At 68.7% G+C, this 12,441-nt stretch carries 10 protein-coding genes; 4 read left to right on the top strand and 6 right to left on the bottom strand.

Translation table 11 applies throughout. The features are described from left to right. Positions 1–5 precede the first annotated feature (5 nt). Both U5918_RS13690 and U5918_RS13685 read right to left on the bottom strand, forming a co-directional pair. A complete protein-coding gene (locus U5918_RS13690; RefSeq protein ID WP_336001941.1) occupies positions 6–890 on the bottom strand; it encodes a DUF106 domain-containing protein in 885 nt (294 codons plus the stop codon). A gap of 69 nt (positions 891–959) precedes the next feature. Further along, positions 960–1,607, bottom strand: a complete 648-nt coding sequence (locus U5918_RS13685) for an adenylate kinase (RefSeq protein WP_336001940.1) — start codon at positions 1,605–1,607, stop codon at positions 960–962. Positions 1,608–1,717: 110 nt separating this feature from the next. On the opposite strand from U5918_RS13685, the gene U5918_RS13680 reads away from it, so the two are divergent. Further along, positions 1,718–2,086 carry a DUF7975 family protein gene (locus U5918_RS13680; RefSeq protein ID WP_336001939.1) on the top strand — a complete coding sequence of 123 codons (369 nt, stop codon included), beginning with the start codon at positions 1,718–1,720 and terminating at the stop codon, positions 2,084–2,086. Positions 2,087–2,105: 19 nt separating this feature from the next. Here U5918_RS13680 and U5918_RS13675 read toward each other — a convergent pair whose 3' ends face one another. The 3 genes from U5918_RS13675 to trkA form a co-directional block, all read right to left on the bottom strand. Continuing rightward, entirely contained in the window at positions 2,106–3,635 is a 1,530-nt protein-coding gene (locus tag U5918_RS13675) for a TrkH family potassium uptake protein (protein ID WP_336003335.1), read from the bottom strand. A 91-nt stretch (positions 3,636–3,726) separates the two neighbouring features. Beyond that, the gene (locus U5918_RS13670) at positions 3,727–5,220 is read right to left on the bottom strand and encodes a TrkH family potassium uptake protein (RefSeq protein ID WP_336001937.1); all 1,494 of its coding nucleotides are present in this window, start codon (positions 5,218–5,220) and stop codon (positions 3,727–3,729) included. Beyond that, the gene (gene trkA / locus U5918_RS13665) at positions 5,217–6,548 is read right to left on the bottom strand and encodes a Trk system potassium transporter TrkA (protein WP_336001936.1); all 1,332 of its coding nucleotides are present in this window, start codon (positions 6,546–6,548) and stop codon (positions 5,217–5,219) included. Before trkA ends, U5918_RS13670 begins: the two co-directional genes overlap by 4 nt. A 216-nt stretch (positions 6,549–6,764) precedes the next feature. On the opposite strand from trkA, the gene U5918_RS13660 reads away from it, so the two are divergent. From U5918_RS13660 to U5918_RS13650, 3 genes are all read left to right on the top strand, one after another. Further along, complete coding sequence (locus tag U5918_RS13660) at positions 6,765–7,184, top strand: universal stress protein (protein ID WP_336001935.1); 420 nt, start codon at positions 6,765–6,767, stop codon at positions 7,182–7,184. After that, positions 7,181–9,430, top strand: a complete 2,250-nt coding sequence (locus tag U5918_RS13655; RefSeq protein WP_336001933.1) for an amino acid permease — start codon at positions 7,181–7,183, stop codon at positions 9,428–9,430. Before U5918_RS13660 ends, U5918_RS13655 begins: the two co-directional genes overlap by 4 nt. Positions 9,431–9,511: 81 nt before the next feature. Continuing rightward, positions 9,512–10,567, top strand: a complete 1,056-nt coding sequence (locus tag U5918_RS13650) for a right-handed parallel beta-helix repeat-containing protein (RefSeq protein ID WP_336001932.1) — start codon at positions 9,512–9,514, stop codon at positions 10,565–10,567. Between the two features lie 13 nt (positions 10,568–10,580). Here the strand turns inward: U5918_RS13650 and ilvD are convergent, their stop codons facing one another. Then, a complete protein-coding gene (ilvD, locus tag U5918_RS13645) occupies positions 10,581–12,314 on the bottom strand; it encodes a dihydroxy-acid dehydratase (protein ID WP_336001931.1) in 1,734 nt (577 codons plus the stop codon). Between the last annotated feature and the right edge of the window lie 127 nt (positions 12,315–12,441).

The raw sequence follows: 12,441 nt of genomic DNA, 5'->3' as shown, positions 1-12,441 counted from the left end.
CCCGATCAGGTCGGCGTCGTCTGGATGTTCAGTGACTTGCGGATGATCTGGGTGAAGCCCATCGAGCAGAGGAAGTACCAGAGGATCCAGGCCTGCAGCGGGCCGAGGATGCCCGCCCGCCAGCCGGTCTCGCCCAGCAGCGGCAGGACGACCGTCTGGCCCTCGATCTGGCCGGTCTGGAGCATCCAGTACATCCAGAGGAACACGGGGATGGTCAGCAGCATGATCCAGACCATCGGCCGGATCTGCTCTTTGAACATGCCCATCTGGTCGCCCATGGCCTCCATCTGCTCCTGCTGGATGCGGTCGAGGGCCTCGTCGTCGCCCCGCTCTTTGGCCGCCTTCCGTTTCTCCTGAATCTCGGACATCCGCTCCTGGTACTCGCTCATCTTGTCCATGTCCATCAGGTTCGCCTGCAGGAGCGTCGAGTACAGCCCCGTCAGCATGGCGAGCACCATCACGACCACGTAGAAGGGCAACATCGCCTCCAGCGGGCCGAACAGGGCGTCGAGCGTCCCGCCGATGGCGTTCCGGACCGACGACAGCGTGTAGCCGGCCATCATCGCCAGCGCGCCGACGCCGGCGATCTTGTCGTAGCTCGACCACGAACTCTCCTCGTCGCCGGAGGCGGCCGCGTCGCTCACGTCGTCGTCGGTGAGCGCCTCGCGGACGCCGCCGGGGTCGTCGACGACGAAGCCGCTCCCGTCGGCGTCGACGAGCAGGCCCTTCTCGATGAGACGGCCCCACTGCCCGCTGGTCATCTCGTCGCTGACGTCGCTCCACTCGACCGTCCCCTCCGTCTCGGCGACGTCGAGGGCGGCCTCGAGCGCGTCCAGCAACTCGCCGTCCTCGCGGGCGAGCGACTCTACTTTCTCGGCTGTCCGTGGCATTGGAGGCCCTAGAACACCGCCGCTAATCAACTTTTACTCTGCCGCCGTCGGAAAATCGCCCGGCGCCGCTCAGACCCGCTCGTCGATCGCCGCTTCGATGTCGCTCCAGACCTCGTCGGGCGTCTGCTCGCCGTCGATCTCGACGAAGCCGTCGTGGTCGCGGTAGTGGTCGATCACCGGCGCGGTGTTGTCGTCGAAGACGTCCAGCCGGTTGCGGACGGACTCCTCGTTGTCGTCGTCGCGCTGGATCAACTCGCCGCCGCACTCGTCGCAGACGCCCGCTTCCTCGGGCTGATCGAACTCGACGTGGAAGTTGGTGCCGCAGTCGTCGCAGACCCGGCGGCCGGTCAGCCGGTCGACGAGTTCCTCGCGGCTCACCGAGAGCGAGAGGATCACGTCGAGGTCGGTCATGCCTTCGAGTTCCTCGGCCTGCTCCATGTTGCGCGGGTAGCCGTCGAGCACGTAGCCGTCGGCGCTCGCGAGTGCCTCCTCGACGATGGCGTTGACGACGGCGTCGGGTACGAGGTCGCCCGCCTCCATGTACTCGCGGGGCGTGTCGTACTCGGTGTCCATGTCGCTAATGTCCATGTCCTTGTTCCCCCGCAGCGCGTCGCCGGTCGTGACGTGCTCCACGTCGAAGCGGTCGGCGATCTTGCTGCTCTGTGTCCCCTTGCCAGCGCCCGGCGGTCCCAGGATCAGGACGTGTGCGTTCGCCATGTGCGCGGCTTCACCACCCCGGAACTTCTACCTGTTGTTCTGTCCCGGCGTGGACGTGTCCGCCCGGCCGAACGCGGCCGCTTTTGTCCCTGGCCGCCCTCGGTCCGGACATGACCGACGGGGGAGAGTACGCGGCGGATCGCCGGACCCGGATCGCGACGGCCATCCTCGCCCACCGAAAGGCCGGGAGCGAGTCGCCCGTCCGGTTCGCCGCCGCCGACGCGGACGCACCCGCCGTCGAGTACCGCGACCGCGAGATCACGGTGTGGGTCGACGAGGCCGAACGCGAGCGACTCGACGCCCTCCTCGGGGAGTTTCACGTGTTCAAGGTCGCCCAGCCAGCGACGCGGAAGGCCCCCGACGGCGAGGTCCACCTCTCGGCACTGGCGGACCCGAAACACGCCGCCGATTTCGTGGATCGGCTCTTTCTCTCGGTGTTCGAGTTCCCGGACGGGTACGACCTCCGCGTCGAGGAGTGAGGGCGGGCGAGAGAGTGCCTTATGGGCTGTCGTCGATGGCGCTCACGAGCAGCGCGAGGACCGGGACGATCTCGAGGCGTCCGGCCCACATGAGGAACGTCATCCAGAGCTTCGAGACGGGCGAAAACTGGAGGTAGCTGCCGAACGGCCCGACCGAGCCGAATCCGGGGCCGATGTTCCCGATGGTGGCCAGCGCGGCGCTGAAGGCCTCGAACGTCGAGAGCTGGTAGCCGATCCGGGCCGAGTCGAGTTCGAGGAACACGGCCGAGACGCCCATCAGGACGAAGTAGAGGAGGGTGAACACGAGGATGCCCCGAATCGCGTCTTCGTCGACCACGCGACCGCCCAGCCGGACCGGGCGAACCACGTCGGGTCTGGCCGTCGTGTACAGTTCCCGGCGGATCACCTTGAGGGTCACCAGCCAGCGGACGACCTTGATCCCCCCGCCGGTCGACCCGGCGGAGCCGCCGATGAACATCGCGAACAGCAGGATCATCCGGCCCTCCGGCCCCCACTGCGCGAAGTTCGATGTAGCGAACCCGGTCGAGTTCAAAAGCGAGGCGATCTGGAAGGCGGCCTGTCGCAGCGCGTTCTCGGTGATGCCCTGGGTCGTGCCGCCGAGATCGCCCAGTGGCGGGGCCGCGCCGCGATAGAGGACGAACGCCAGGACGGCCGTGATCACCGCGATCGCCCCCGCGTAGGTCCGGAACTCGGCGTTGTCGAGCATCGTCCGGAACTCGCCCCGGAGGACGTGCCAGAACAGCGCGAAGTTGACGCCGGCGACGATCATGAACGGGATGAACACCCACTGGACGACGGCGCTGAACGCGGCGATGCTGTCCGATTGCGGCGAGAATCCGCCCGTCGGCAGCGTCGAGAAGCCGTGCGCGATGGCGTTGTAGAGGTCCATGTTCGGCGCGAAGCCCGCGAGGTGGAGACCGTAGAGGATCGCCATCAGCAGCAGGGTGAAGGCGACGTAGATGAGCCACAGCGCGCGCGCAGTCTCGGCTATCCTGGGCGTGAGCTTCTGTAACTCCGGGCCGGGGGCCTCGTTCTGCATCAACTGCGCGCCGTTGACGGCGATCTCCGGGAGGATGGCGATCATCAGGACGATGATCCCCATGCCGCCGAGCCACTGGATGAGCTGTCGCCAGAGCATGACGGCGTGAGAGTGGCGCTCGAGCCCGATCTGTCCCAGCACGGTCGCGCCCGTGGTCGTCACCCCGCTGGTCGCCTCGAACAGCGCGTTGACCGGGTTCGCGAGCGTCGAGGCGGTCCCCTGCCCGGCGAGGAAGAAGGGGATCGCAGAGATGAGCGAGGCCGCCAGCCACGACAGTGAGACGAGCAAGAGCGCCTCCCGCAGTCCGGGCTCCGGATCGGCCGAGAGCCGTTCCATCGCCAGCCCCGCCGAAACGCCGATGGCGAGCGAGACCGCGAACACCCAGACGTCCTCGCCGTACCTTATCGCGACGAGGAGGGGCAACAGCATCGACAGTGAGAAGAACTTCACGACGGTGCCGAGGAGGCTGCAACTCACCCGCCAGTCCATGCGGAACCCGACCGAGACGCGCGAGGTGAGACCGAGCACACCAGCGGTGACTCGGCAGGGGACCAAGAATCCACCGTTGCCGGCCCGACGGTCAGGATCGCCAGTAGGCGGGCGTCAGGATGACGAGCACGGGGATGATCTCGATGCGCCCGACCCACATCAGGACGATCATCGCCGCTTTCGTCGTCTCGGGGAAGTGGAGGTAGCTCCCGTAGGGCCCGGCCGCGCCGAAGGCCGGGCCGATGTTGAGGAACGTGGAGGCCGCCGCGCCCATGGCGTCGAACTCGCCGACGTGTTCGGTGGCGCGGGTCGCGTCGGTGACGATGAAGACCGTCAACAATGCGAAGATGACGACGCTCAGGAGGACGTACCCGTAGATGTCCTTGATCGTCTCCTCGTCCACCACGTTGCCGCTGAGGCGGACGGGTCGGATCGCCTCCGGGTGGATCTCCGTGAACAGGTCCCTGCGGAGGGACTTGACGACGACGAGCCAGCGGACGGTCTTGATCGAACAGGTGGTGCTCCCCGCCATCCCGCCGACGAACATCCCCAGAAAGAGCATGTGTTTCGCCCCGGCCGACCAGACGTTGAAATCGACCGTCGCGTAGCCCGTCGTCGTCACGATTGAGACGACCTGGAAGAGGGCGTGGCGGATCGTCGGCTCGACGCCCCGGAACTGGGCGCTACCGACGAGGAAGGTAACGGTCAGCGCCGTCAGGCCGAGCACGATTCCCAGGTAGAAGCGGAACTCCTCGCTGTTTTTCAGCCGGGTCGGGTCCCCCTGCAGGAGGAAGTACAGCAGGACGAAGTTCGTCGCCCCGGTGAACATGAAGAGGATCGTCACCCACTGGATCGCCGGGGAAAAGGCCCCGAGGCTCGCCGGCTGCGGCGAGAACCCGGCCGTCGAGACGGCCGTGAAGGCGTGGGCGACCGCCTGGTAGAGCGTGACGTTCGGCGCGAGGCCGAGCGCGTGCAGGCCGAGCCAGGAGAGCACCATCAGCCCCGTGAGGCCGGCGTAGATCCCGCCGATCAGCCGCGCGGTCTCCTCGATCCGGGGGGTGAGTTTGGTGACGTTCTCGGTCTGGGTCTCGGTCTCCATCAACTGGGCGCCACCGACCGAAATCTGGGAGAGAACGGCCACCGCCAGCACGAGGATCCCCAGTCCCCCCATCCACTGCAGCAGCGACCGCCAGAGGTGGATCGACCGCCCGTGGGCGTCGAAGGAGTCGATCACCGTCGCCCCCGTGGTCGTCACCCCGCTCATCGACTCGAACAGCGCGTTGACGGGATCGGCGAGTACCCCCTGGCCGGCGATCAGGAACGGGATCGCGCCGACCAGGGCTATCGCCAGCCACGTCAGCGCCACCATGAGGTACGCCTCGCGCAGCCGAAGGTCGTGCCGGTCGAACCGTTCGAGCGCGACGCCGACGGCGAGCGTCAGGCCGAGCGGTGCGAGAAACGGGACGACGGCCTCGCCGTACCAGGCTGCGACGGCGGCCGTGGCCGCCAGCGGCAGAGCCAGCGCCTTCAGGACGGTGCCGAGGAGGGTGGCGCTCGTCCGCCAGTCGACGGCCACGTCGGTCACAGTTTCTCGGTCACTTCCGTGAGCGCGTCGACGTCGGCGAAGACGACGACGTGGTCCCCCACCTGGACGACCGTGTCACCGCGTGGGGTGATGAGGTCGTTGCCCCGGGTGATCGCCCCGAGGACGACCCCCTCCGGGAGGTCGGCCATCGACTCGCGGATCGGCCGGTCGACGAGGACGCTTTCCGCGTCGACCTCCACTTCGATAACCTCGGCCCTGTCGCCGTCGATGATCGCGACGTTCTCGGCGCGGCGCGCCCGGGTGAATCGCGTGATCTCCTCGGCGGTCACCTCGCGCGGGCTGACGGCCACGTCGACGCCCACGGCCTCGAACAGGCTCGAGAAGTCCGCGGCGGCGACGACCGCGACCGTCCGGTCGGTCCCCATCCGTTTCGCGATGAGCGTCGAGAGCAGGTTCTTCTGGTCGTTGTCCAGCGCCGAAACCAGCACGTCCGCGCTCCCGACGTTTTCGCGTTCGAGGAGGTCCTGGTCGGTCGCGTCCCCGTGGAGCACCGTCGTCTTCGGCAGGTTCTCGGCCAGCCAGCGGGCCCGCTCCTCGTCGTGCTCGAACAGGCGGGGCTTGTACCCCCGGTTCTCGAGCAGGCGCGCCGTCTGGAACCCGATCTCGCCGCCGCCGACGATCACCACGTCGCTCGGCCCCTCGGACTGGGGCGCCACCGCGGTGCTGAACCCGCGCATGCTCTCGGGACTCCCGATGGCGATGAGGTCGTCACCGGCCTGGATGACCGTCTCACCCGTCGGGATCAGGACCTCCTCGTCCCGGAGGATCGCCGCGAAGGTCAGCGAGTCGAAGCGGTCGGCCTCCGCGATGGTCTGGTTCGCGACCGGGCTCTCCGTTGGAATCTCGAACTCGGTCATCTGGACCAGGCCGTCGGCGAACATGTCGACGTCGTGAGCGGTCGGCAGGCCGATCACGGCGACGATGGCCTTCGCGGTCAGCAGGTCGGTACAGACCATGAAGTCCACGCCGAAGGCCCCGCGAGCGCGCTCCCAGGCCCGGAGGTACTGGGGCTGTTTCACGCGAGCGATGGTGAAGGCGTCTCCGAGGACCTCGGCCACCCCGCAGGTGACGATGTTGGTCTCGTCACTGTCGGTGCTGGCGATTAGCATGTCGGCGTCGGCTATGCCGGCCTCCTCCAGGACCTCCAGTTCCGTCCCGTCGCCCTGGATCGGGAGCACGTCGTGGGAGTAGGTGAGTTCGTCGACCCGTTCGCCGTCGGTGTCGATGACCACCACGTCGTGATCGCTCGCGAGACTCTGGGCGATGCTCGACCCGACCTGCCCGGCACCGACGATGATCACGCGCACGGTCGCTCACCCGCTCCCGTCATGATTGCCCGCACCTATCCCCGGGGCGGTCAAGAGGATTTCCCTTCCACCACCCGGATCCGGGGCCGTTTCCCCCGAATCCGAAGGTACGAGAACTTAAGTCCGGTCGAGCATCAATGTCGCTTATGATACACCGAGTCGACCGGAGGACCGCGGAACCGGACCGACCGATGGAAGGCGGGGGTGTCGGACACGATGGCTGATATCCTCGAACGCGTCGTCGTGCCCGTCGCCAGCCGCGAGGACGCGCGGACGACCTGTCGGGCGCTCAGCGACCACGCGACAGGGAGCGTCGTCGCCGTCTACGTCGTCGAGAAGGCCGGCGGCGCCGTCGACAAGGCCTCCGTCGAGCAGCGCGAGGAGGAGGGCGAACGGATCTTCGACGTCGTCCGGGAGGAACTCGACGGGGTCGACCTCGAGACGGAGATCGCCTACGGCACCGACGTCGCCGAGACCATCTTCGACGTCGCCGAGGCGGTCGGGGCGACGGCGATCGCCTTCACCCCCCGTGGAGGTAGCCGCTGGATCCAGCTGCTGACCGGCGACGTCGCGCTGGACCTGATCACCGGCACGGACCGACCCGTGATCGTCCTGCCCGACGGGGCCGAGGAATGAGCGACGAGGAACTCGCGAAGGACCTGGGGCCGCTCGCCGCGCTGACGATCGGCGTCGGGACCATGATCGGTGCCGGGATCTTCGTCCTCCCCGGCGACGCCATCCAGCAGTCCGGCTCGCTGGCCGTCGTCGCCTTCCTGATCGGCGGGGGGATCGCGCTGCTGACCGCGCTGTCGGCGAGCGAACTCGGGACGGCCATGCCCAAGTCCGGCGGGGCCTACTACTACGTCAACCACGCGCTGGGCCCGCTCTTTGGCTCGGTCGCCGGCTGGGCCAACTGGCTCGGCCTCGCCTTCGCCTCCGCGTTCTACATGGTCGGCTTCGGCGAGTACGTCCGCGACATCGCCGGCCTCGGCGAGACCGTCGGTCTCGGCTTCGTGGTGGTCGACTCGGTGACGCTGCTGGCGGTGGTGGGCGGCGCCTTCTTCATCTCGGTCAACTACGTCGGCGCGAAGGAGACCGGACGCCTCCAGAACGTCATCGTCGTGATCCTCGTGGCGATCCTGACGGTCTTCACAATCGCCGGCGCGCTCCGGGCCGACCCCGGGAACCTGCCGGCGGGGAAGGGCTACGGGCCGATGATGGTCACGACCGGCATCATCTTCGTCTCCTATCTCGGCTTCGTCCAGATCACGAGCGTCGCCGAGGAGATCAAGGACCCCGGACGGAACCTGCCCCGGGCGGTGATCGGCAGCGTCGTCCTGGTGACCGCCATCTACGCCCTCGTGTTGATCGCGATGAGCGCCGCCGTCGAGCAGGGGTTCATCGCCGCCGAACAGGCCGCTGGCAACATCGTCGTCGTCTCGGCGGCCGACGAACTGCTCGGTCCGATCGGCGCGGTCGCCATGCTGTTCGGCGGCCTGCTCGCGACCGCCTCCTCCGCGAACGCGTCGATCCTCGCCTCCTCGCGCATCAACTTCGCGATGGGCCGGGATCGACTCATCACGCCGGCGCTCAACGACATCCACGACCGCTTCGCGACCCCCTACCGCTCCATCGCGGTCACTGGCGCGCTCATCATCGCGTTCATCGTCGGCGCGGACGTCGTCGGCGGGAACGCCATCGTCTCGCTCTCCAGCACCGCCAGTTTCCTCCACCTGGTGATCTACGGGTTGCTCAACGTGGCCCTGATCGTGATGCGGACCGCGGACCCGGCCGACTACCAGCCGGACTACACGGTCCCGCTCTACCCGTTCACCCCGATCCTCGGGGCGATCACCTCCTTCGCGCTGATCTATTTCATCGACCCGACCATCGTCACGCTCGGGTTCGGGCTCGTGGCGGCCGCCGTCGCGTGGTACTTCGTCTACGCCCGCTCGCGCACCGAGAAACAGGGCATCCTCGGCCAGTACGTCCAGGAACGCTCCGAGGAGATGCCGGACTCGGCGGTCGCGGCGGCCTCCGGCGTCCAGCCCGACGGCGGCACGTACAAGGTGATGGTCCCGCTGGCCAACCCGGAGCACGAGACCGAACTCATCACGCTGGCAAGCGCCATCGCCAAGCAGCGCGGCGGGAGCGTCCTCGCGACCCACATCGTCACCGTCCCCGACCAGACCTCGCTGGCCTACGGCGCAGAGCACGTCGACGAACTCGACGCCGAGTCGGCCGACCTGCTGGCGGCCGCCGAGGAAGACGCCGAGACCTTCGGCGTCCCCGTCGAGACCCGGACGATCCTCTCCCATCGCTCCTTCGAGGAGATCTTCGGCGCGGCGCGCTCCGCTGACGCCGACCTCGTCGTGATGGGCTGGGGGCCGGACTCGCACGGCTCGCCGGGCCGGGCCGAGTCGGCCATCGACGACCTCGCCCACGACCTGCCCTGTGACTTCCTCGTGTTCAAAGACCGCGGGTTCGACCCCTCGCGGCTGCTCGTCCCGACGGCCGGCGGCCCCGACTCCGAGCTGAGCGCCGCCATCGCGCAGATGCTCCGGGCCGAGTACGGCTCCGAAGTGACGCTGCTGCACGTCGCCGACGACGAGGCGACCGGCCACAGGTTCCTCGAGGAGTGGGCGGCCGAGAACGGCCTCGAGGACGCGACGCTCCGGGTCGAGACCGGCGACGTGGAGGCGGCCATCGAGAACGCCGCCGCCGAGTCCTCGATGCTCGTCATCGGCGCAACCGAGGAGGGCCTGCTCGAACGGCTCGTCCGCGGCTCGCTCGTCCTCGACGTCGTCGACGACGTGGAGTGCTCGGTCCTGCTGGCCGAGAAGTCGCGCGACCGGTCGCTACTCGAACGCCTGTTCGGCTAGCCGACCGCGGACCCGCCTAAGCCGGGCTTACCCGTCGACACGCCGTTCGTAACTAACTCGCGCCCGTCCCTGGCCGGGGACATGACGCGTCGACGCGGCCGGTTGGGACGCGCGGGATCGCTGTTACTCACCACCGCCGTCGCCGTGCTCGCCCTGGGAACCCTGGCCGCCGGCGGTGCGACGGCACAGACGGCCGTCGAGGACTGCCGGGAGATCACCGAACCGGGCGAGTACGCCCTCGCCGGCAACCTCAGCGGCGGCGGGGCTGCCGCCTGCCTGCGGATCCGGACGAGCGACGTGGTCCTCGATGGCGGCGGTGATGCCGTCGTCGGCAACGGCTCCGGGACCGGAACCGTCGGCGTCCTCGTCGAACCGCCGACCGACGAACGCCTCCAGAACGTCACGGTCTCGAACCTGACGACGACTGGGTGGGAGACCGGCATCACCTACCGCGGCGCCGTCGCCTCGGGCACGGTCCGGAACGTGACGGCCGAGAACAACCGCGACGGCGTCGTTGTCGATCCCGCCTACGAGTTCGCGCCCGCCGACGGGACCATCGAAATCGTGGCCGTCCGCGCGGTCGGCAACGAGCGCTGGGGGGTCACCCTCCGGCCCGGCGCGGACGGCGAGCGACTCACGGATATCGTCGCCCGGAACAACGACGCCGGGATCGTCGCGGTCGACGTGCGGAACCTCGCGCTATCTGACACCCGCGCGACGAACAACACCGCCGGCATCCAGCTCGGCGACGCCACGGCGGCGACCCTGCGGAACGCGACCGTCAGCGACAACGCCCGAACCGGACTCTGGGCCGGCAACGGCTTCGACGACGGCCGCCTCCTCGATCTCACCGCCACGGATAACGGCGGGTCGGGCGTCACGCTCGGCCCCGCGTCGAACGTCACCTTCGGGAACGCGACCGCGACCGATAACGAGGGGAGCGGGCTCGTCGTCCGCGACGCGAGTTCGATCCGGGTCCGCGACCTCACCGTGACCGGTAATCGCCTGTGGGGCCTCGACTTCGACGGCGTGACCGACGCGCGGCTGGTGAACGTGACCGCCGACGCGAACGGCGCCGGCCTCTACACCGCGACTGGCAGCGAGAATATAACCATCCGCTCGATTCGAGGGACGTGAGCCGCGCCGAAACTCAGTCCCGCTTCGCGCCCGGACTCGTCACCGCGCCGTTTTCCGCCGAGTCGAACAGCTGTCCGTACTTCGCCAGCACGCCGTTCGTGTAGTTCGGCTCCGGCGGGTCGCGCTCTTCGAGGCGGCGCTCCATCTCTTCCTCGGAGACGTCCACCGAGAGTTCGAGGTCGTCGATGTCGATGGTGAGCACGTCGCCGTCCTCCAGCGCGGCGATGGGGCCGCCCACGAACGCCTCGGGGGCGACGTGGCCGATGGAGAAGCCGCGCGTGGCACCGGAGAACCGGCCGTCGGTGAGCAGCGCCACGTCGTCGGCGTGGCCCTGGCCGGCGACAGCGGAGGTGACGCCCAGCATCTCCCGCATCCCGGGGCCGCCCTTGGGGCCCTCGTTGCGGATGACGATGGCGTCACCCGTCTCGACCTTCCCCTCCTGGACGTACCGCATGGCGTCGGCCTCCTGCTCGAACACCCGGACGGGACCCTCGTGGTGGAGGTGGTCGTCGCCGGTGATCTTGATGACCGCGCCACCGGGCGCGAGGTTGCCCGTGAGGATCCGGATCGCGCCGCGCTCGTGGATCGGGTCCGCGACCGTCTCGAGGAAGTCCGCGTCCAGGTCGGCGATGGCGGGCGGGTCGACCGCTTCGATGGCCTCTGCCATCGTCTCGCCCGTCACGGTCAGCGCGTCGCCGTGGAGCAGGTCCGCGTCGAGGAGTTCTTTGAGCACGACGGGCACGCCGCCGACCTCGTGGAGGTCGTTCATCACCTTCTCGCCGCCGGGCTGGAGGTCGGCGATCTTCGGCGTTCGCGCGCTGATGCGGTTGAAGTCCTGGATGTCCAGGTCGACGCCGGCCTCGGCGGCCATCGCCAGCAGGTGGAGGACGGCGTTGGTCGACCCGCCGATGGCGACCTGTAGCGCGATGGCGTTCTCGAAGGACCCCTTGGTGAGGAAATCGGAGGGCTTGCGCCGCTCCCGGACGACCTCGACGGCGAGTTCGCCGGCGCGTTCGGCCTCCTCGTAGCGGGCCTCGTCCTCGGCCGGCGGGGAGGCAGACCCGAGGGGGGCGAACCCGAGCGCCTCGGAGATGGAGGCCATCGTGTTGGCGGTGAACATCCCGCCGCATGAGCCCGCGCCGGGGCAGGCGTTGCGCTCCAGGTCGTCGAGTTCGTCCTCGCTCATGTCGCCGTCGGCGACCGCGCCGACGCCCTCGAAGACGTTCTGGATGGTGACCTCCCGGCCGTCGTGCTCACCGGGCATGATCGACCCGCCGTAGAGGAAGACCGAGGGGAGATCCGTCCGGATGGCGGCCATCATCATCCCGGGCATGTTCTTGTCACAGCCGCCGATCGTCACGAGGCCGTCCATGCGCTCGCCGAAGGCGACGAGTTCGACGGAGTCGGCGATGACCTCCCGACTGATGAGGGAGGCCTTCATCCCCTCGGTGCCCATGGAGATGGCGTCCGAGATGGTGATCGTGCCGAACTCGATGGGCATCCCGTCGCCCCCGTCGATGCCCTCGTAGGCGGAATCGGCGACGTCGTCCAGATGCACGTTACAGGGGGTGATGTCGGCCGCCGGGTTGGCGACGCCGACCATGGGGGAGGAGAGGTCCTCGTCGTCGTAGCCCATCGCGCGGAACATCGCGCGGTGTGGGGCCTTCTCCGTCCCCTCCGTGACCTCGTTGCTCGGGAGGTCGTCGGGTTTCCCCTCGTGTGTGGGTTCCTGCGGTTGCTGGCTCATGCGCGAGGACAAGACGCGCTGGCGGCTTTAATTCCCCGATAGCCGCCGCCCCGCGATCCGAGCCCGGCCGAACGGGTTCGGCCGTCGCGGGGACACCAGCGGCCTCCCGGCGGCCAGTCGGCGCAGC

It is taken from the genome of Halorientalis sp. LT38, from assembly GCF_037031225.1.
GTDB lineage: Archaea > Halobacteriota > Halobacteria > Halobacteriales > Haloarculaceae > Halorientalis > Halorientalis halophila.
The sequence above is the reverse complement of the archived record's forward strand: the minus strand, read 5'-3'. Positions and strand labels throughout refer to the sequence as shown.